Origin of the sequence: Chitinophaga sp. (assembly GCF_017745275.1) — a bacterium.
Lineage (GTDB): Bacteria > Bacteroidota > Bacteroidia > Chitinophagales > Chitinophagaceae > Chitinophaga.
Map to the genome: position 1 here is coordinate 584,183 of NZ_JAGHZS010000003.1, position 22,292 is coordinate 606,474.

The 22,292-nt window shown below is 46.2% G+C and carries 12 protein-coding genes; 3 read left to right on the top strand and 9 right to left on the bottom strand.

All coding sequences use genetic code 11. The annotated features are described in order from the left end of the window. The first annotated feature begins 91 nt into the window (after positions 1-91). Together J7623_RS11915 and J7623_RS11920 are read left to right on the top strand one after the other, a co-directional pair. Entirely contained in the window at positions 92-3,172 is a 3,081-nt protein-coding gene (locus tag J7623_RS11915; protein ID WP_291920488.1) for a SusC/RagA family TonB-linked outer membrane protein, read from the top strand. 20 nt (positions 3,173-3,192) lie between these two features. Continuing rightward, positions 3,193-4,593: a SusD/RagB family nutrient-binding outer membrane lipoprotein gene (locus J7623_RS11920; protein ID WP_291920489.1), complete on the top strand. Its 1,401-nt coding sequence runs from the start codon at positions 3,193-3,195 to the stop codon at positions 4,591-4,593. A 125-nt stretch (positions 4,594-4,718) separates the two neighbouring features. On the opposite strand, the gene J7623_RS11925 is transcribed toward J7623_RS11920, so the two are convergent. The 9 genes from J7623_RS11925 to J7623_RS11965 all read right to left on the bottom strand — a co-directional run bounded on the left by J7623_RS11925 (position 4,719) and on the right by J7623_RS11965 (position 18,317). Beyond that, the gene (locus tag J7623_RS11925) at positions 4,719-8,129 is read right to left on the bottom strand and encodes a ThuA domain-containing protein (protein WP_291920491.1); all 3,411 of its coding nucleotides are present in this window, start codon (positions 8,127-8,129) and stop codon (positions 4,719-4,721) included. Positions 8,130-8,140: 11 nt separating this feature from the next. Continuing rightward, positions 8,141-8,890: a ThuA domain-containing protein gene (locus J7623_RS11930; RefSeq protein ID WP_291920493.1), complete on the bottom strand. Its 750-nt coding sequence runs from the start codon at positions 8,888-8,890 to the stop codon at positions 8,141-8,143. 154 nt (positions 8,891-9,044) lie between these two features. Continuing rightward, positions 9,045-9,767, bottom strand: a complete 723-nt coding sequence (locus J7623_RS11935; protein ID WP_291920495.1) for a DUF1080 domain-containing protein — start codon at positions 9,765-9,767, stop codon at positions 9,045-9,047. 33 nt (positions 9,768-9,800) lie between these two features. After that, the gene (locus J7623_RS11940; RefSeq protein WP_291920497.1) at positions 9,801-10,220 is read right to left on the bottom strand and encodes a c-type cytochrome; all 420 of its coding nucleotides are present in this window, start codon (positions 10,218-10,220) and stop codon (positions 9,801-9,803) included. A gap of 58 nt (positions 10,221-10,278) precedes the next feature. Then, positions 10,279-11,334: a sugar phosphate isomerase/epimerase gene (locus J7623_RS11945; RefSeq protein WP_291920499.1), complete on the bottom strand. Its 1,056-nt coding sequence runs from the start codon at positions 11,332-11,334 to the stop codon at positions 10,279-10,281. Positions 11,335-11,356: 22 nt separating this feature from the next. Beyond that, positions 11,357-12,520, bottom strand: a complete 1,164-nt coding sequence (locus J7623_RS11950; protein WP_291920501.1) for a Gfo/Idh/MocA family oxidoreductase — start codon at positions 12,518-12,520, stop codon at positions 11,357-11,359. Between the two features lie 22 nt (positions 12,521-12,542). Next, positions 12,543-13,832, bottom strand: a complete 1,290-nt coding sequence (locus J7623_RS11955; protein WP_291920503.1) for an MFS transporter — start codon at positions 13,830-13,832, stop codon at positions 12,543-12,545. Between the two features lie 325 nt (positions 13,833-14,157). Then, positions 14,158-15,087, bottom strand: a complete 930-nt coding sequence (locus J7623_RS11960; protein ID WP_291920505.1) for a hypothetical protein — start codon at positions 15,085-15,087, stop codon at positions 14,158-14,160. A gap of 8 nt (positions 15,088-15,095) precedes the next feature. After that, positions 15,096-18,317: a tail fiber domain-containing protein gene (locus tag J7623_RS11965; protein ID WP_291920507.1), complete on the bottom strand. Its 3,222-nt coding sequence runs from the start codon at positions 18,315-18,317 to the stop codon at positions 15,096-15,098. A gap of 629 nt (positions 18,318-18,946) precedes the next feature. On the opposite strand from J7623_RS11965, the gene secA reads away from it, so the two are divergent. Next, the gene (secA, locus tag J7623_RS11970; RefSeq protein ID WP_291920508.1) at positions 18,947-22,267 is read left to right on the top strand and encodes a preprotein translocase subunit SecA; all 3,321 of its coding nucleotides are present in this window, start codon (positions 18,947-18,949) and stop codon (positions 22,265-22,267) included. The last annotated feature ends 25 nt before the right edge of the window (positions 22,268-22,292 follow it).

The window sequence follows — 22,292 nt, forward strand, 5'->3', positions numbered from 1 at the left end:
TTTAACAATCGTTTTTCTGCATTCCTTACAATGCTGTATGGGCTTCGTTTGTAAGCATCAGTAGCGGTTTAATCTCAACAATTTAACACTTATGAAAAAAACAATTGCAATGGCAGCATGGCTGCTGTTCGCGGTAGCTTTTGCCTACGCCCAATCGCCGGTGATCACCGGGAAGGTGTTGACTAAAGAAGGTACGCCTGTTCCCGGCGCCTCCATTCACGTACAGGGCCGCAATGCAGGCGTGGCGGCCGCAGCGGATGGCTCTTTTAAAATTGAAGCAAAAGATGGCGAAGTACTATTGATAACAGCGATCGGTTTTACTACCGCCACCGTAAAAGCAAATAGTAAAACACCCATTACCATTTCCCTGGTGGACAATTCCAAAGACATTACTGAAGTAGTGGTTACCGGCTTAGGTGTTAAGCGCGATAAAAGGATGCTCACCTATAGCGTGCAGGAAGTAAAAGGCGCTACCCTGACAGAGGCGAAACAAGACAACGTAGTGAATGCCTTGTCCGGAAAAGTAGCCGGTGTACAGGTGAATAACTCCAGTGGCGTGCCAGGCGGTTCCGCCAGGATCGTGATCCGTGGTAGTACATCGCTGGTAGGTAATAACCAACCCCTGTTTGTTATAGACGGTATGATCATGGACAACAGCGAAGCCGGTAATCCTAACAGGGCAGAATACAATGGTGGTACCTCCAACAGGGGCAGTGATATTGACCCTAATATCATTGAAACAATGACTGTACTGAAAGGTGCGGCGGCTACTGCTATTTATGGTTCTGCTGCTGCCAGGGGCGCCATCGTTATTACTACCAAAAATGGAATGGGATCTAATGCAAAAGGTAAACCCACGGTATCTTTCAGCAGTAGCTATTCGTTCCAGACACCCATCTTACCTGAATTCCAGGATAAATATGCGCAGGGAACCGGAGGCGAGTACGTAGATGGGAATAACGGAAAACATGGATCTTCTTCCTGGGGCCCTTTGATGGATACGCTGAAAGTAAATGGAAAGCCGGTACAGAAGCACAACCCCATGAAGGAGTTCTTCCAAACAGGACATACATCGGATAATAATATCAACGTAAGTGGTTATTCAGACAAGTCTAATTACATCGTATCGTACTCTTATCTGAAAACCATCGGTACTATCCCTAATACAGATTATTCCAGGCACTCCCTGTTTACCCGATATGGTGTGAAATTGATGGATAACCTGCAGTTATCTGCACAGTTCAATTACATACAAACCAATAACCACCGTTACCTGGAAGGTAACAACTTTGTGAATCCACTCTGGACAATATACGGTGCACCTATTTCATGGGATCCGTTGCCATCTACTAACCCGGACGGCAGCCAGCGTTTATATCGTGGTTCCCGTAATAACCCTTACTGGGTGTTAGATAACACCGGGTTAGCGGACAAGAACAATCGTATTATTCCGGTAATATCACTCAGCTATAGCCCAAAGTCATGGCTTACTATTACGGAGAGAGCGGGTGCAGATATGTATGTGAATGGTACTAACTACCATGAAGCGCCTGGTGCTATAGGTTGGGGAAATAATGGTTCTACGCCCGATATCGGCCAGGTATATCAACGGGATATCAGGTACCAGCAGTTCAGTAATGATTTGATGGTAGAAGCGCGGAAGGAATTTGGAAAAGACTGGTATACCAGTGTGCTCCTGGGAAATAATATTCTCAGTAATTACAATGATAACAACTTTGTACAAGGGGTGGGCTTATCAGTGGAGAAGTTCTATAACATTACTAATGCGGATAAAGTAACCTCTACTTATGGTTATTACAGAACCCGGAAGGTAGGGTTTTATGGTCAGGCCAATGCGGAGTATAAACACATGCTGACCCTGGCACTTACGGGTCGTTACGATGGAAGCTCTGTATTGTCGAAGGATAAACAGTTTTATCCCTATGGCTCTGTCAGTGCAGGTTTTGTTTTTACAGAAGCGTTACATATGCAGGATGATCCTATTCTGAATTTCGGTAAAGTACGGCTTTCTTATTCTGTAGTAGGTAACGATAACGTACAGCCTTATTCACTGAGTAACAACTGGTACCAGGCTGCCGGTGGTAATAGCATCAGTAATGTATATTTCCCTTTCCATGGTGCGAACGGATATACGCTGAGTACTACCTATAATTTCCCGTTAAAGAATGAAACCCTGAAAGAATTTGAAGTAGGATTTGAAGCCAGGTTCCTTAAAAACAGGGGTTCACTGGAGGTTTCCTGGTTCGACAGGCGCAGTAGTGATTTGATTACGCCAGGATCCCCATTATCTGCCGCTACCGGTTACAATGCAGCATCGCTGAATGCCGGCGCCATGCAGAACAAGGGAATTGAAGTGTCCCTGGGCTTCACACCGGTGAAAACTAAAGACCTGAACTGGACTATTGGTATCAACTATACGAAAATAGATAACAAGGTACTAAACCTGTCTGATGGTGTGAATTACATCCAGTTGGCCGGGTTTACGGGGTTGGGTGTTTTTGCATATGCTAATCAGCCATACAATGTTATTTATGGAAATAGTTTCGTACGTAACGACAAGCATGAATTGGTACTGACGGATAATGGTTATCCTATTGTGGGACACGACTTTGGTCCTATTGGTAATGCCACCGCTAAATGGCTGGGAGGACTTACCAGTAACCTGACTTACAAAGGATTTAGTTTCTCCTTTGTACTGGCCGCCAAGCATGGTGGTGACGTGATTAACCTGGATAACTCTTCTCTCTATTATTACGGTACTGCTAAAGGCACAGAGAACAGAGGCACTAAGGTAGTATTGCCTGGTGTAAACCAGAAAACAGGGGCGCCTAATACCAAAGAAATAGTGTTGGATGAAACTTATTACAAGACTTATTATTCTGCGGTAAGTGAAAACAGTGTGGAAGATGGATCCTATCTGAAATTGCGGCAGGTAACGCTGGGTTACAACCTCGGTACCAGCCTGTTGAAAAACTCCTTCTTCAAGTCAGCTACTGTTACCCTCACTGGTACCAATTTTATCCTGCATAAAAAATACTCCGGGTCAGATCCTGAAGTTGGTTTGTATGGAAGCGGCAATGGTGAAGGGTTTTCCAACTTCTCTGTGCCGTCTAACAGGGGCATTATTGCTGGTGTAAAGGTTACATTTTAAACAACAACAAAAGAAACAACATGAAAAATAAACTGATGATATACCTGGTAGCCGGTAGCGTTTTGCTGGGTACTGGCTGTAAAAAATTCCTGGATATTAATGATGATCCTAATAATCCACCCAGTGTACAGGAATCGATGATGCTGGGTCCGGTGGAAGTTACTACAAGTACCTGGGTAGTAGGTGGATATTGTGGGATCATATCATCGTATTGGATGCAACAATTGTCGCTGAACCAGTCTACCCCCAGCGTAGAATCTTACAACGTTACTCCTCCGGACGTAGAAAATACCTGGAGTTGGGCGTTGTATCCGCATGTTTTCAACAACCTGAATACGATGATTGATGTAGCAAGAAGCCGGCATAACAACAGGTATGTAGCTATCGGGAAAGTCCTGATAGCGTACAACCTGGCGATCACTACAGACCTTTGGGGCAATATCCCTTTTTCAAAAGGGTTTAAAGTGACAACCGTAAAGCAAACGCCATACGACAAACAAGAGGAGATTTACGCTACCATTGATCAAACCCTGGACAGTGCGTTATACTATATAGCGCAGCCTGCAGGACCAGCCGTACCAGGTACGGAAGACTACATTTACGGTGGTAAAATGGACCAATGGAAGAAACTGGTGTATATGCTTAAAGCGCGCTATGCGATGCGTTTGAGCAAGGCGCCGGGCCATACTCCTGGTGAACAGGCAGATAAAGCGCTGGCGGCCCTCGCAAATGGATTTAGCGACAATAAAGATAATGCTGCTGTAGCTTATACCGGCGGTGGCCAGGCAGAAAGCCCATGGTATGTAAATACCCAGGATGCAGCCGGTGGCGTGGTAATGGCACAGTCATTTATTGATTCCCTGGTATCGAGAAAAGATCCCCGCCTGTCCGTTATTGCTGCCAAAAGTAAAGATAGCGTTTATGCAGGAAGAAGAGTAGGTGATGCACCGGCACCGGACCTGGAGTCTTTTTCCCATGTGAACGAATTTTATGCGGGTGCTGCTGCGAGCCTCTACCTGGCTACTTACAGCGAAGCATTATTTATAAAAGCAGAAGCTACTTTCATTAAACAGGGCGCTGCTGCTGCCGCACCAATATACCGGAGTGCCATTGCACAGCATATGACTATGCTGGGTATTTCTCCGGAAGCACAGCAAACCTATATCGCCTCCAGACCAGCGTTAACTACTGCCAATGCCCTGGAACAGATTATTACAGAGAAGTATATTGCGAATTTTCTATCTCCTGAAGTATACAATGACTGGAGACGTACCGGCTTCCCGGTGTTGAAGCCTTACAAAGATGAAGTGGTGAACAGCATTCCCCGCAGATGGCCTTACCCGGCCAGTGAACCGCTGACCAATCCACAACCTGATCAAAAGGTAACACTGAATGACCGCGTATGGTGGGATGCGAATTAAGCTGAAAGCATAAAGCGTAAAGCAAAAAGCTATTGAGGCGAATGACCTTAGCGATGATTATTTTTTCGCTTTGGTCATTCGCCTCAATAGCTTTTTGCTTTACGCTTTATGCTTTCAGCTTTCCATTACGGATGCAACGTAAATGATAATATTCCCAACTGTACTTTCTGTGTAGCATCTGTTGCTTTGAAACGGAAATACAGGTTGTGTTTTTTACCATCTGTTACCGGTGCAAAGTTGAAATGTACGTTGTTGGCAGTTTTAGGCTGTGCGCCAGGTCCGATGGTGACTTCTCCCAAACGGGTGCCATTGGCATCATCCACGAAGGCTTCCACCACATAACCCTGTTGCGGTGTTTCCTGTACCATGTAGGCAAGTTCAATACCTTTCACATCTGTAAGGTCCAGTTTATTGTAAACTACCCAGCCTTCTGTGTTGGAGGGAATGAGGAATTTCATACCACCCACTGCAAAGGTAGATACGCCGTCGGCTTTGCTGTAGTCAGCCGCCGGTAATACAGGGCTGATCAGCTCTGTTTGTGCGGTACCGGTGATTGGTTTGATGCCGGGACCACCTTTATCGGTGTAGCTGGCGAGCAGGTATAGTACGCCGTTATCTTTAACTTCACCACCCATTGTAGGATTAATAGTACCGGAAACAGGCAGGGAGCTTACTTTTGGCGCGTTGCCTCCAATGGAGTAAATGTATTCCACCAGTTGCTTAGCTTCTCCCAAAGAAATACCAGGGTGGGCAGACATAGCTGTTTCTCCCCATACGCCACCACCGCCACTGATGATCTTTTTAGCCAGCTTTTCTGCGGCGGAAGGATCATCCTTATACTTTTCAGTTATTTGTTTGAAGGAAGGACCGATAGATTTTTCATCCGGTTTGTGACAGGTTTTACAGTCGGATACTTCCATGATATTTTTACCTGCAATAGCGCCGGTAACAATCTGGTGGCCTTGTGGCGCCGCTGCTTTATCACGTCCCTGGATATAATCTGCTTTTACAAAGATGTTGTTGGCGTCGAGTTTTCCATCAGCAGAGTTGCCATCTTCCTTGTCGCTGATATTTACCGTGTATTGTACGGGTTTACCAGGGAAGTAGAACATCTGGTTGCCGGTGAGGGTGATTTTTACATCAGGTGTTTCGTTACCTGCGTAAACATCAAGGGACCTGCTCTTTGTTTTAGCACCTTTGTCGTCTGCTACTTCTACATATACCTGGAATTCGCCGGCGGTAGTGTAGGTGTATTCAACAGTAGGTTCAGTGGTTTCTTTTTTGCTACCATTACCGAAGTTCCAGAGATAAGTGATTTTATCACCATCCGGATCTACAGAACCTGTTGCGCTCAATTTCACTTTAAAGGGCAATCCGCCGGTTAAACGCTCGGCGTGGATGTCTGCCACCGGTGCACGGTTACCACCGTTGAAATCGATCCGGGAGAGGCCTGCATCGGCATTTTTGCTGAACCATCCATTACCATATTCCAGCACATACAATCTGCCGTCTGGTCCCATTTCCATGTCGATAGGAGCATTCAGCTTGGTATGCGGCATGAAGCGCTCCATTTTGGAGAAGTCGCCGTTTTTATCCAGTGTAACGGCCATAATCCAGCCACGGATCCAATCGTAGATAAACAGTTTATCATTGAAATAATCCGGGAAACGGGTTTCTTTCGGATAGAACTCACTGTGGTAAACAGGGCCTGCTTCCGCATTACGGCCACCACTACCTACAATCGGGAACTCATCTGATTTACCATAAGGATACCAGATGAAGGCAGAAGTTGCCGGGGGCAGTTCTTTCAGACCCGTATTGTTACGTGACTCGTTCATTGGTTTTTTCGGATCGTAGTAAGGACCGCTTTCACCGGTTTCGTAATTGTATTTACGATAAGGTTTGTTGTTGGCAATGAACATCGGGTAACCGTAGTTGCCCGGTTTCTTCGCCTGGTTGATCTCATCGTATCCCCGTGGTCCGCGGAGCGAGTCGTCGTTGTTGGCATCAGGGCCTACTTCTCCCCAATATACCCAACCTGTTTTCTGGTCTACCGACATCCGGTAAGGATTACGGGTACCCATAGCATAAATTTCAGGACGGGTACCTTTAGTGCCTTTCGGGAACAGGTTACCATCAGGAATGGTGTAAGAACCATTTGCTTCCACTTTGATGCGCAGGATTTTTCCACGCAGGTCGTTGGTGTTGGCAGATCCACGGAGGTCATCGTATTGCAGGTGACCCGGGCGATCATCGCTGGGGCCATAACCTTTACTTACATATTTCTGACCGGGTTCATCAAATGGAGTAGTGTTATCACCGGTAGACAAATACAGTAATCCACCTGGTCCGAAAGCAATTGAACCACCGGTATGGCAGCAGATATCGCGTTGGGAGTAGAACTGGAGAATTACTTTTTCAGATGCCATGTCCAGTTTGTTGTTTTCAAATTTGAAACGGGACAAACGGTTCACAGACGTATCTACGGGTGAATACATGGCATAGATGAAGTGATTGTTTTTGAAGTCGGGGTCAGCGGCCAGGCCAAGGAATCCTTCTTCTGCATTCACTTTAGGTACATCAGTATGGTGATATACTTTGAGGAAACCTACCTGCGACAGTTTCTTCTCTGCTGCATTGTAGAGCATCAGTTCTCCGCGGCGTTGAGCCACGAGGATGTCGAGGTTAGGGAGTATAGCCATTTCCGTTGGTTCGAAGAATTCGCCGGATACCAATACATTTTTGGTGAAGCGATCTTCTTCCGGTACGCGCAGGGTTTTAGCCAGGCTGTAGTCCAGTACCTGGTTTTTACCGATGGCATATTTAATACCGCCTGCGAGATGTTTCAGGAATAAGCTATCAGTGTAAGATTCTTCCGTGTGACCGAGGCCGGTGTAGAATGCACGGCCACCGTCATAATCGTGGTACCAGCTGATGGGGTGATTAGCGCCCATGATACCTCCTTCGTAGGATTTTTCATCCAGCTTTAACAGCACGGTGGTAGTGGTATCTACGTTTTTGTAATTGTACCATTCGTCAGTATGTTCCCATTTTTCAGGAAGGCCTTCAGTAGCAGGGAATGATTTTACGATCACGTCTACGATGGCTTTGTGAACGCCCGGAGGATGGCTTTGGAACCATGCGCCGGCGAGGTGATTGTACCAACCCCATTCGTATTCTGTGTCTGCGGCTGCGTGTACACCAACGTATCCACCGCCGGCCTGGATATATCTTTCAAAGTCGGCTTCCTGGTAGTTGTTGAGTACATCGCCGGTAGTATTCAGGAAGATGACTGCAGAGTAAGTTTGCAGGGTATCTTCATTGAATTTTCCGGCATCGGTGGTGGTATCTACTTCAAATCCGTTTTCGGCGCCAAGTTTTTGTACGGCGGCGATGCCGGCAGGAATAGAGCTGTGGTGAAAGCCGGAGGTTTTGGTAAACACGAGTACTTTCGGTTTACCCGGACGCGACTTTTTACACGCCGCCATGCCTACTACGAGGGCCAGCAGCAAAATAAGTTTTATAGTATGTTTCATGGTATAGCAGATTATTTTTTGGGAGACCAGTTGCCGATGGCGTATTGAATGCCTCCGAGTAAATGTTTCAGGTAAACAGGGTCCTGGTAGGCTTCTTTTACGTGGCCCATTTCAGTATAGAAGGCGCGTCCTCCCTCGAAGCTATGATACCAGCACATAGGGTGGTTGTCGCCGTTTTTACCGCCGGTGTAGCTGCTTTCATCAATTTTGATGAGCACGTGTACATCGGGATTCAGGTCTTTGAAATTGTACCATTCATCTTTGCGGATCCATTCGTCCGGCAGGTCTTTGGTAGCGGGGTGATTGTGGTCTACTACTTTCAGCGTAGCCTGCTGCTGGTGAGGGTGACTGAGGAACCAGGCGCCGGCCAGTTTGTTGTACCATGGCCAGTCGTATTCCGTGTCAGTAGCCGCGTGAATACCCATCCAGGCGCCGCCTTTGTGGATGTAGTTCTGGAAGGCTACCTGTTGTGCATCATCGAGTACATCGCCGGTGGTGCAACTGAAAATAACGGCGGCGTATTTTTTCAGGTTGTCGGCGGTAAATGCGCTGGCATCTTCGGTAGTATCTACGTCGAAGCCATTTTCTTTACCGAGTTGCATGATCGCTAGTTTGGCAGCGGGGATGCAATCGTGGCGGAAGCCCATTGTTTTAGAAAACACGAGTACTCTTTTAGTCTTGTGTTTGTGCTTATCTTTTGCCTGCACAGAAAAAGTGCCGGCGAGGATCAGGAGTGCAATAAACGCGGTTAATGCTTTCATTGTTTTACGTGGGAATAGAAATGAATAATGGCAGAAAGCTGAAAGCATAAAGCAAAAAGCTATTGTAGCGAATGAATAAAGCGCAGGATAAATATTCGCTTAGATCATTCGCTACAATAGCTTTTTGCTTTATGCTTTTAGCTTTCCGCTTATGTTAAAGAACTTTTAATTTGATGTTACGATACCATACATCGTTACCATGATCCTGTAAAGCGATATGTCCTTTGGCATATTTGCCGAAGTCTTTCCAATCGTGGAATTTGCTTTTAGCTATCAGTGCATCCCATTCAGGGGTACCCATGGTAGTTTCAGCTGTTTTCACACCATTGAGCCAGAGGATCAGGTGGCCGTTTTTCTTGTATAATTTGGCGGAATTCCATTCACCTACTGGCTTAGCCGGTCTGCTGGAGGCTTTTATGAGATCGTATAATTCTCCTGCATTGTGTTTGGGATTTTTGCCATCCGGATGTCCGGCATCATCGAGTACCTGCATTTCGGGCCCCGACAGGTAGGTCTGGCCTAAAGCAGGATCTTCGTGTACGCTGAAGATCAGGCCACTGTTACCACCCGGAGAAATTTTCCATTCGTACGTCAGCTCATAATTTTCATATTCTGCATCGGTAACGAGGTCACCACCAGGAGCGCCATTTTGTTTAGCTGCCTGATTCAGGCCGATAGCGCCATCTGTTACGCTCCATGCCGGGCTTGCAGTAGATTGCAGGTAAGTATGCCAGCCTTTGGTAGAAGTACCATCGAACAGCAATACCCATCCCTGCTTCTTTTCTTTAGCCGATAAGGTATTTAATTGTTGGGCTTTCACCGCGGAGGTGCCCAGTAGTGCGCCTGCCGCGAAGGCTCCGATGATTAATTTTTTCATGCCGGATGATTGTGTTTTTTGTTAGGATAGCAATTATTTGGCCGGAGCTAATGATAAGATATAGCTTACCATTTCTTTAGCATCTTCTTTGGATACCTGTGGGTGAGGTAACATGGCTACTTCTCCCCAGTTGCCTGAACCGCCTTTGATTACTTTGTCTGCCAGTTTATCCACATTTTCCGGTGTGTTAGGATATTTGGCTGCAATATCTTTCAGTGCAGGTCCTACTACTTTCATTTCTTCTTTGTGACAGGTTTTGCAATCGCTTTCTGCCATCAGGGTTTCACCTTTGCTAACAGGTTTGTTGGCATTAGGTGATACCATGGAATTATCTGCTGCTGCGCTTTCGTGAGTGCTTGCGCTGTCAGCGTTCTCTTGTTTTTTTTCACCTCCTCCGCATGCTGCAAAGAATAAAACACTTAGTACCAGCGGCGCCAGATATCTCTTTCTCATTGTTGATTTTTTTATTTGGTTATTGTTTACGTAAACGATCGATGGATATATTTCAAATTTAAATACCGAGTATTCTTTTATTAAAAGCATCATCCGTGCCAGCACCGGCAAAGTCATCAAATGCTTTTTCCGTTACCCGGATAATATGATCCTTGATAAACGGAGCTCCTTCTCTGGCGCCGTCTTCCGGATGTTTGATACAACATTCCCACTCCATTACTGCCCAACCGGCAAAGTCATATTGAGCCATTTTACTGAAGATGGATTTAAAGTCAACCTGTCCATCGCCAAGAGAGCGGAAACGGCCCGGGCGATTGATCCACGACTGGTATCCGCCATAAACGCCGGAGCGTCCGGTAGCGTTGAATTCCGCGTCTTTTACGTGGAATGCTTTGATTCTTTCGTGGTAGATATCAATGTACTCGAGGTAGTCGAGGCATTGCAGTAACAGGTGGCTTGGATCGTATAAGAGGTTGGCGCGGCTATGATTACCGGTAGCTTCCAGGAAGCGTTCGAAAGTAATACCATCGTGCAGGTCTTCTCCCGGATGGATTTCATAACATACATCTACTCCGTTGGCATCAAATTCATTGAGGATAGGCAGCCAGCGTTTCGCCAGTTCGGCGAAGCCGGTTTCTACCAGTCCTGCCGGACGTTGTGGCCATGGATACATGGCAGGCGCCCATAACAAAGCACCACTGAAAGTAGCATGGGCATTGAGTCCCAGGTTGCGGCTGGCTTTCGCTGCGTATTTCAGTTGGTTCACTGCCCATTCAGTACGGGCGGCCAGGTTGTTATGATATTGTGCAGGGGCAAATCCGTCGAACATTTCGGTGAAGGCAGGATTTACTGCTACCAGCTGTCCTTGCAGGTGGCTGCTCAGTTCTGTGATTTCCAGTCCTGCTGCATTCACGATGCCTTTGATTTCATCTGCGTAGGTTTTGCTTTCCGCTGCCTTTTGCAGGTCTATCAGGCGGCTGTCCCAGGAAGGGATCTGCACGCCTTTAAAACCGATGGAAGCAGCCCATTCGCAGATGGTTTTCAGGTTATTGAAAGGCGCTTCATCTCCCATGAATTGCGCCAGAAAAATGCCGGGTCCTTTGATCGTTTTCATACGCTTGTTCTGGTTATGAATACTATATCTCGAAGTTTGTCCATTTCGCATCGCTCTGGGAAGAACGTACTACGTTGTCGATGAAAGCCATACCACGTATGCCTTCTGCAGTACCCGGGAAGTCCAGGGATTCCGGAGATGGGGTAACGCCGTCTATTTTCGCTCCTAAAGTTTGTGCGAAGTTGCGATACAGGTTACCGAATGCTTCCAGGTATCCTTCCGGATGGCCGCCCGGAGTGCGGGTATTGTGGGTCATGTAGCTGGATTGGAAAGAATAGCCACCACCTGCGCGGTAGATTTCAGTTGGTTTATCCAGCCATTTTACCAATAGTGTATTAGGTTCGTGTTGTGCCCATTCGAGGCCACCTTTTTCTCCATATACGCGGATTTTCAGCGCATTTTCTTCACCGGCAGCAACCTGTGACGCCATCAGCACACCGGCAGCGCCATTGTCGAAGCGGAGTAATACGGCGCCATCATCGTCCAGTGCACGGCCAGGTACCATGATGTTCAGGTCGGCACATAATTTTTCAATCTGTGCGCCGGTAATATATTCTGCCAGGTTAGCCGCATGGGTACCAATATCGCCCATACAACCGCTTTTACCTGATTTTTTAGGATCTGTTCTCCACGCTGCCTGGGCGTTGCCTTCTCTTTCACTGAGTTTGCTCAGCCAGCCTTGTGGATACTCTACCCATACTTTACGGATTTTACCCAATGCACCGTCTTTTACCATTTGTTTGGCTTGCTTTACCATCGGGTAGCCGGTGTAGGTATGTGTGAGCAACAGGGTTAAGCCGGTTGCTTTTACTTTAGCATCTAATTGTTTGGCTTCATCGAGTGAGAAGGTGATAGGCTTTTCTATTACTACGTTGAAACCGAGATCGAGCGCCATCATAGCTGGTTCAAAGTGGGCGAAGTTCGGTGTAACGATAGTTACAAAGTCCAGGCGTTTATCTGCCGGCATTTTCGCTTCTTTTTCCAACATGGTTTTGAAATCGAGGTACGTACGCTCCGGATCGAGGAACAGCATTTTACCTGATTCTACGGCGATGTCGTTATTGATACTGAGGGCGCCTGCCACCAGTTCAATCAGTCCATCCATGTTGGCAGCAATACGATGAATCGCTCCAATGAAGGCATCTTTACCGCCTCCTATCATTCCCATTCTAAGTTTCCGTGTCATATATACAATTATCTTTTATTAGTTATACTATTTCAACATGTTTAACAGGTACATCTGTTTTTTTGCGGTTACGCATATAAAAGAACAGACCGGTGAAAGCAACAATCAGCATAATCGGGATGATCAGCGTAGCATTGAGGATTTCAGGACCGGCAACAGCATTGGCCTGGGCGAAAGCAGTAGCTTCAGCAGAGCCAGGTGCCGCGTGGCTGTAAGCATCCAGCGAAGCGCCGGCTGGAAGTTGTTTTAAAATGATACGATCATAAAAACCACCCATAAAGATCATATACAGGGATACCGCAAACATACCGGCTCCGCCCATCAGGTTCATACCCAAAGCGCCGGATTGAGGAATGTTTTCTGATACAAATCCCAGCATAGTGGGCCAGAAATAGGTAACACCAAGACCAAAAATGAATGCTGCCACAAATACCATATTGCCAGACACGTGGGATAATAAATACAAGCCCAGTGCAGAGAAGATGGCTGAAAACAGTAATACACCGGTAGGAGATATTTTATGTACTACCGCACCTGCTACACCTCTACCCAATGTTTGCACTCCAGCAGTTAAGGCCAGGATGAGGATTGCATTTTGTGTAACGTTACTTAACAGTACATTTATCCATTGGCCGGTGAACAACTCAGTGATGGCAGTACCAAACATGAGGATAAACATTACGCCGAACAGGGGACTAAAAATAGATCTGTACATCTGGGCAGAAGAAACCCCGGAGGCAACCCTTTCAGTAACAGGGAAGTCGAGTTTCAGGAACAGGTAACCATAGATGAGGGTAGGGATGATCATGGTAGCTACCTGCAGTTGCCAGCTAAGGCCCAATTTGGAAAGCAGGAATACCAGCAGGGTACCTATAACGATACCGCCGGGGAACCACAGGTGAAAGTGATTGAGTTTAGTGGTTTTGTTATCCGGGAAAATGGTGGCCACCAGCGGGTTGCAGGCCGCTTCTACGGTACCGTTGGCCATTCCTATAAACAAAGTGGATATAAACAGGGACCAGAATCCGCTGGCAAATATTGTCAGTACAATACCCAGCAGGTGCAGAACGAAAGCTGCAAGGAGCAATCGTTTCATGCCTATTACATCTACTATAAAACCGCCTATTACCACAGCCAGTGGAAAACCCCAGAAAGCAGTACTGGTAATAATGCTCAGTTGTTGATTATCCAGATGGAATTCAACACCAAGTCCGCCCAGAATTCCGGCGCGGATACCAAAGGACAACGATGTCACCAGCAGCGCCATGCAGCTGGCTACGAACAGTTTTTGTGGCTGTATTACATTTGCCATAAACGTGGATGTTTTGTCTAAATAAAAGTTAAAAAACGGCAATTAAACCTTTAAATTTATAAAAAGTATTTGCATATTTCCATCTTTTTGTATGGATTCTGCCCATTTTTTGGGAAAAATTTAATTTACGATGCCAATGTCTTGTTTTACATTTTAAATGAAATGCTAATGCAGTATTAGGGCGGTTAAATTTCAGGATAAGCGGTTGGAGCATTCTGCTGTGCTGTCCACGGCCTCTCTTTACGTGGAAATTTTTTTTGTTGAAGCATGGGGCGGCTTAGCCGGGAAGCCAGCCACCCACATCGTCAGGACAGCAATGTAGTTATCAATAACACATATAGGTGGTAGTACCTATCATGTCTTTGGTACTGAACACAAGATTTAACATACTATAACTGGTTGCCGCCCTTATTTCCGCTTCGGTATTGTCATACATTTCTGCCGCTACGCCAGCAGGACTGCTGTCATCCTTAGCTGAAAGGGTAATGACATGCGTGCCGGCTGTCATGGTAACCGGGAGTATAAACCAAAATTCAAAGGCCCCCTGGTTACTGGAAGTATATTTGGCTATTTCTACTCCGTCGATACTTACCTTAAACTGGTTATCGGCAGCTACTCCGATATAATAGGTCCCGCTCCTGGTCAGGGTTCTCTTTACGGAGAAGGTTACCCATTGCATCGTGGGCACATTTGCCCAAACGCCAGCCCTGTTCATGGGACCGCCATAAGTGGTTGCCAGTAAACCGGAAGTCCGCAGGTTTTTTAGTGTGGTATCCCTGTGCGTTGTATCCGTACCGGCTTTTGCTAATGGCATAGCAGATGCGCAATTAAACCCGCAAAGGCTTTGTTCTGTTGGATTTGCATCCCAGAAGGGATTACCGGTAATACGGGAACGATTACAAAAATGTTCAATATCCACAGGATAACCGGTTCCCAAAATATATGTTCCACAGGCGGAATAGACATTTTGTGCAGGCATGGCAGTTAGCACTGCTGAATTCTGGCAGGGCACCAGTTCTGAAAACCAGGGCGACCGTTCATCTGTAGGTAAATACGACGGGTCAAGATTCAGATAGCCAAGGGCTTCCTGTTTGTTGATACACTTATCATCGGAGGGCCATACCACAGATGCTTTTGTTGTAAAATATCCTTCTGTTACTTTCTGTTTAATATAGTTATGCGTAGGTACAAAACTTTGTGCCAGTGAATAAAAGCTGTAACAAAAGCATCCAAAAAAGACCAGTATATTTTTCATGGCTACTACTATTTGGACGATTGTTTTTCTAATTTTTCCATTCTTTCCATCAGCGATTGCAATTGTTTTTTCAGTTGATCATTCTCTGTTTGCAACTGGTCGCTCGTTTGCTTTATTTTTTCATTTTGCTGATGGAGTTCCTGTACGCTTTTGAGGAGTAAGCCCATGGCATTCATCATATCGAAGCGATCGTGATTTTTTCCGGAGATAATTTCAGCCTCATCATCCGCGATAATACCAACTACTTTTTTTCCTGGATTATTTTTATACTCGAACTCTCTTATTTTAAAGTGATTAATGATATCGGTCGCATTGCCGGTATAGTCATTAATATTTTGTTTTAAGGATCTCAAAGAAGACTGATAAAATCCTGTGGAAGTAATGATGTTAGTAGAACTAATAGCTACATTGGTGGTTGCTCCTGCCGTAGTAACACTTTGCAGAGTAGGTGTAGTAGTGGAAACTGTCTGCCATGTACCATCGCCTCTCAGGAAGGTAGTGTTGCTGGCGGTACCCGTACCCAATCTTGCAGGTGCTATTGTTCCGGTAGTTATTTTTGCGGCATCAACGGCAGCGAGTGTGGTGGCAATGCTTCCTGTTATAGTGCCGGTACCTGTAACAGCACCGGTTAAAGTGAGTGTATGCGTATGCGTTACGGCTGCGAAATTAGCTGCTTTGTCTACCAGGTATCCGCTGGCGTCTGTGCCGAGTATGCCGGCATTGGGCAGATCTATTCTATAACCGGCATTGTCAACCAGGAAAGTTTTAAAAGCAGGAGATGCGGCGCCGGAACCACCAATAATGCGTGTAGGCATGTATAAATTACCTGTTTTATTAATAGATTGTACCACACCGGTACCACTTACATACCCTAATTCAATAGCACTTCCTGTACCATCAGAGGTAGGTGAAGGTGCACCCTGGAACCGTCCGGCGCCGGCCCATTCCTGGTTACCTGTTGCGCCTAACCTGGCAATTTGGGTAGTGCCGCCATACCATTTGAATCCTAATCCCGTGATAGACGTTGGTACTGCCTGCCAGATATGATTCAGCTCAATCCCCATAGCAAAGTCTGTTGAGGCGGAATTCATACCACCATAGAGCACTATTTTAGCGCCACTGCTGCGTGTTGTAAATGATGGTGGATTTACGCCACCATTGCTGAAGGCAATATTGTTTCCGGTTGGTTCATTTAGCAGAATCTGGCCACCTGAATAATTCAATGAAGTGGGGGATAAAATCAGCGTCCCCGTTGAAGCTACACCCTTGGGTATCAACACCACATTGCCACTGTCGCTTACCAGGTGTATATCAGGGTTTAAAGTACTGCCTTTACCTACATAACCACTTCTTGTGCTGCCGTTATTTTCAAAGAAGCCAAACCAGGAAGAGTTGCTATTGCCTGCCCCGGTGCCTGTAACTCCGGAAGCATTGCCTGTTCTGAATCCGTAAGGCATAGTGATAAGACCGGTATTTCTGTTCATTATCATGGCAGTGCCCTGGAGTGCGCCGGCATCCGTGTACCGGAATAAAATTAAATCTGACCCGGTTAGATTACTGCCTGTTTCTGTATTCATAAGTCCTATGGACCATCTTAATTTGCCGGTAGTAAAATCGCCATTGTAAAGCCTGATGCTTTGAGAGCCAGGTGTGGCTGCTACAGTGGAATTCAGGCCCGCCAATGTATTAGCTACGCCAGCACCTGAAATCCAGAAGTTACCCGCAGGCTGCATAGCTGTAACCTGATTTTGTATATAGCCGGTAGCACCTGTTGCAGGTGCAAAGGCGGCAGATTTATCTGTCAGATACCCACTGGCATCTGTTCCCAATATCCCTGCTCCGGCAAGCATGGGAAATTTGTAGCCGGTGCCATCAATAATAAATACCCTGCCAGTACCAGTGTTGCCACCTTGTAATGCAACTGGTGTGTAAATATTATTGGTGCGATCAAATCCATTGAAATAAGCCATTCCGCCGCCGAAGTATGCTTCAGCAGCCATGCCGGTCCCTCCGGCATTATAGCCTTTAAATCGTCCCATATTGGTCCATTCCTGTACACCTGTACCATCAAGCCTGGAAAGCAGTGTGGTGCCTGCATACCATTTAAAGCCTGTAACAGCGTTGGCCGCTGGAATTGCCTGCCAGATATGATTGTTTTCCACGCCAATTGCGTAGTCTGTTGATGTGCTACTCAGACTATCAAACAACACGATTTTAGTACCTATACTACGGGAGGTAAATGTAGGTGGATTGACACCATTTTTTCCGAAGAAAATATTGTTGGAAGTTGTGTTGCCCAACGAAATTTGTCCGCCGGTATAATTCGCTACAATAGGAGAAACGATCAGTTGACCTATAACACCAATCCCTTTAGGAATCAATATTACATTACCACTATCACTGGTTAAATGAATATCCGTAGTAGTGGCGCTACCTTTTCCAACATAGCCACTCCGGTTCGTGTTGTTATTGTCGTAAAAACCGAGCCATGAATAATTGCTACCTGCTGCACCACTACCGGTTATACCAGAGCTGTTGGCTGCTCTCAAACCATTATTCAGATTTACGATACCGGTGTTTCTGTTAATCAGCAGCGGAATGCTCATAGCGCCACCATTGTTATCAGCATATCTTTGAATAGAGAAATCGGCGCCAGTGTTGCTACCTCCTTCTGCTTTAGTCAGCAGCATGGTCCATCTGATGTTTGTATTTGCTGGTGTGGTGCCTGAATAGAGGTCCCAGTGCCCATCACCTATATTACTGGCGGTTTTCAGGCTTCGCATAATGCCGGCATTATTAATCCAGAACGCACTGTTAGCCTGTGGGCCTGCTGATTGATTTTGAATATAGTTGGAAGAAGTACCTGTTGGGACGGCAATGTTATACAGTTGCCCATATTTTCTGTAAACGATATTATCGCCTGAGCGATATATAGTATCCACACCACTTAATCCGGGTAATGTGCCTAAATCCAGGGTATCCTGCCCGGAGATGGCAATCTGGCTGTTGCCGATTTTTTCCAATCTTATTTTCCGGAATTCGGTGCGTCCACGGCCTTTGTTATAGAGGAAGCCGGATACGCCTTGTGTCCTGTTTTCCAGGATAAGTTCTGCGGTATCACAAACGTTGTAGATGCGAACACTGTCGGCGCGGATCTGGTAAACTTGTTGTCCAATACTGAATAAAGAAGCCAGTAATCCGGCAAGGGTCAGAATAAGGGTTTTAATCATGTTACTGTTAAAATTGTACGGGCGATAGGGATTTATTGGCCTTTGCGGCAGCTCAGATATAGGGTGAGCTATCTTCAAGGATATCTTTGCTCAAATATATAGATATTATCCATAATAACTAAGCACATAACCAGGATAAAGCCATTTTTGCAGCTACCATGAATAGTTGTGACGGCAGACGAGGGTGTTATTGTGCAATACATACATAACACTGGAGTAATGTAATGCATGGTGATAGCAGCAGGTGTTTATGGTACAAAGAAAATGCAGGTCCGGTGTTCTTTTTTTTCTCTTCGAACTCGCTACCCTGCCAGCTTTTATAGCTAGTATAAAGGATATGTTAATTGATGTAGATAAATTGCGAAATCCCTGTAAAATCTCTCCCAAATCACCGAATTTATTCCTACTTTTACAGGCCTTGCCCGGAAAGCTGCAAACCTGACACCTTGACAGTTTTCCTTTACAAGCACAGTATTTGAGTAATCAGGGTGCCATCTATCCACTGACTAAGCCCACAGCCTAAGTGCCACAGGCCGGGAAAGCAGGAAATATCAACTGATAATATACTCAGCCTGGATGGGGTTAGGTTACAATAAATAGAAATCGTAATTCGTAATTAAACATTTAACATGTTAGGTTTTTTATCAAAGCTATTTGGAGGGAATAAATCGGAAAGGGATATCAAATCCATCACTCCAGTGGTGCAGCAGATTAATGAGGAGTACGAAAAGCTACAATCCCTGTCAATAGATGAGCTGCGCCATAAAACGCAGGAATTCCGCGCCCGCATCGCCGAACATCTCGCCAATATTGATAAAGAAATAGCGGATAAGAAGGCTGCTGCAGATGAAGCGGAAGACGTAACCGAAAAAGATGCCATTTACCAGGAAATAGATACACTGAAAAAAGACCGCGACAAGCAACTGGAAGTAGTACTGAAAGAGTTGTTGCCTGCGGCTTTTGCCGTTGTAAAAGAAACCGCCCGCCGGTTCACCAACAATACCACCCTCACCGTAACCGCTACCGACCTCGATCGCCAACTGGCCCTGAAAGGAGACTACGTAAGCATCCAGGGCGACAAAGCTATCTGGCAAAACAGCTGGAATGCTGCCGGCAGCCGCGTTACCTGGAACATGGTTCACTATGATGTACAGCTGATTGGTGGTACCGTATTGCACCAGGGTAAAATTGCTGAAATGGCCACAGGTGAAGGTAAAACCCTGGTATCTACCCTGCCCGCTTACCTCAACGCATTAGCCGGACAAGGTGTTCACATCGTTACCGTGAACGATTACCTGGCTCGTCGTGACTCTGAGTGGAACGGCCCTCTCTTCGAATTCCTCGGTATTACAGTAGACTGTATCGATAAACATCAGCCTAATACGGCTGATCGCCGCAACGCGTACCTGGCGGATATTACCTACGGTACCAACAATGAATTCGGCTTTGACTACCTCCGTGATAACATGGTACACAATCCCGATGAAATGGTGCAGCGTAAACATCACTACGCCATGGTGGATGAGGTGGATAGCGTATTGGTAGATGATGCCCGTACACCATTGATTATCTCTGGTCCTATCCCCCGCGGAGAAGAACAGGAATTCCACGCACTGAAGCCACGTATCGAATACCTGGTGGAAATGCAGAAGAAATCGGTGAACCAATACCTGCAGGAAGCTAAAAAGCTGATCGCGGAAGGTAAAGACGATCCGAAAACCGGTGGTCTGGCCCTGATGCGCGCCTGGAGAGGTTTACCTAAGAGCAGCGCGCTGATCAAATTCCTCAGTGAAGCCGGTAACCGTGTTATCTTACAGAAAGCAGAAAACTACTACCTGGCAGATCAGCAACGTGAAATGCCAAAAGTAGATGAAGGCCTGTTCTTTGTGATCGAAGAAAAACAAAACAGCGTAGACCTCACCGATAAAGGTATTCACCTGATTACACAAGGCGGAGAAGATGCTAACTTCTTTATTCTGCCAGACGTTGGTTCTGAATTGGCAGAAATTGAAAAACTGTCAGTGTCGCCGGAAGAGAAACTGCAGCAGAAAGATGTATTACTGCAGGACTTTGCCGCTAAATCAGATCGTATCCACTCCGTTCAGCAATTATTAAAAGCCTACACTTTATTTGATAAAGACGTAGAATACGTAGTAATGGATGGTAAAGTGAAAATCGTAGATGAGCAAACCGGTCGTATCCTCGATGGACGCCGCTACTCCGACGGTTTACACCAGGCCATTGAAGCCAAGGAAAATGTGAAAGTGGAAGCTGCCACCCAAACCTTTGCTACCATTACCCTGCAGAACTTCTTCCGTATGTATCACAAGCTGGCCGGTATGACCGGTACCGCTTCTACAGAAGCCGGCGAGTTCTGGGAAATCTACAAACTGGATGTGGTAACTATTCCTACTAACCTCCCTATCTCCCGTGTTGATGCGGAAGACCTGGTATATAAAACCAAAAGGGATAAGTATAAAGCCGTTATCGAAGAAATAAAACAATTACAGGCAAAAGGACGCCCGGTACTGGTAGGTACTACCTCCGTGGAAGTATCAGAATTGCTGAGTAAGATGCTGACCTTCGATAAAGTGCCTCACAATGTATTGAACGCGAAACAACATGCCCGTGAAGCGCAGATCGTAGCAGAAGCTGGTTTGCCCGGCGCCGTGACCATCGCCACCAACATGGCCGGTCGTGGTACGGATATCAAACTCGGACCTGGCGTTAAAGAAGCGGGTGGTTTGGCGATCATTGGTACAGAAAGACATGAAAGCCGCCGTGTAGACAGACAGTTACGTGGTCGTGCCGGTCGTCAGGGAGATCCGGGAACTTCCCAGTTCTTCGTTTCCCTGGAAGATGACCTGATGCGTATGTTCGGTTCAGAACGTATTGCAGGCCTCATGGACCGTATGGGTTATAAAGAAGGAGAAGTGATCCAGCACAGCATGATCACCCGCTCCATTGAAAGAGCGCAGAAGAAAGTGGAAGAAAATAACTTCGGTATCCGTAAGCGTTTGCTGGAGTATGATGACGTAATGAACAAGCAACGTACCGTGATCTACGCAAAACGTAACCACGCATTGTTTGGCGAACGTCTGGCCATCGATATCGACAACGCCTTCTACGACGTTGCAGAAAACATGGTAAATACCCACAAGGCAAGTGGCGACTATGAAGCCTTCAAAATGGATGCTATCATGAACTTCTCTATTGATACTGCTATCACCCGGGAAGAGCTGAGTAAAACCGATGCCAACACACTGGCTTCTAAATTATATCACGAAGGAAAAGGTAACTATACCCGCAAAGTCAATGAACTGATCAGCAACACGCTGCCGGTAATTGAGCGGATCTATGAAGAACAAGGTCAACACATCGAAAATATCTCTATTCCATTCACAGATGGTAAGAAAGGTATCAACGTAATGGCGAACCTGCAGAAAGTAGTAGAAACCAAAGGCATGGAAACCATGAACGCCCTGGAACGCAGTATCACCCTGGCGTTGATCGATGAGTCCTGGAAAGAGCACCTGCGTGCTATGGACGACCTGAAACAATCTGTGCAAAGCGCCGTGTACGAACAAAAAGATCCATTGCTGATCTATAAATTCGAAGCATTCAACCTGTTCAGAGAAATGGATGGTGAAACCAGCCGCGATATCGTTTCCTTCCTGTCTAAATGCGGTATCCCTGTAAATAACCAGGCAGAGGAAACAGCGCCTGAAATCAGGGAAGCAGTAGAAGAAAGAACCGATATGAGCCGCATGCGTGCCTCTCATGAAGACCTGGTAGATCATAACGGTCATCAGGCTGGTGCCCCGGATTTTCAGCCGGAAGAAGTGAAATCTGAGCCCATTCGTCATCAGGGACCACAGATTGGTCGCAATGACCTTTGCCCTTGCGGTAGCGGAAAGAAATACAAACAATGCCACGGTAAGAATGCGTAAGTAGCTTTACCGGTAAATGATATCA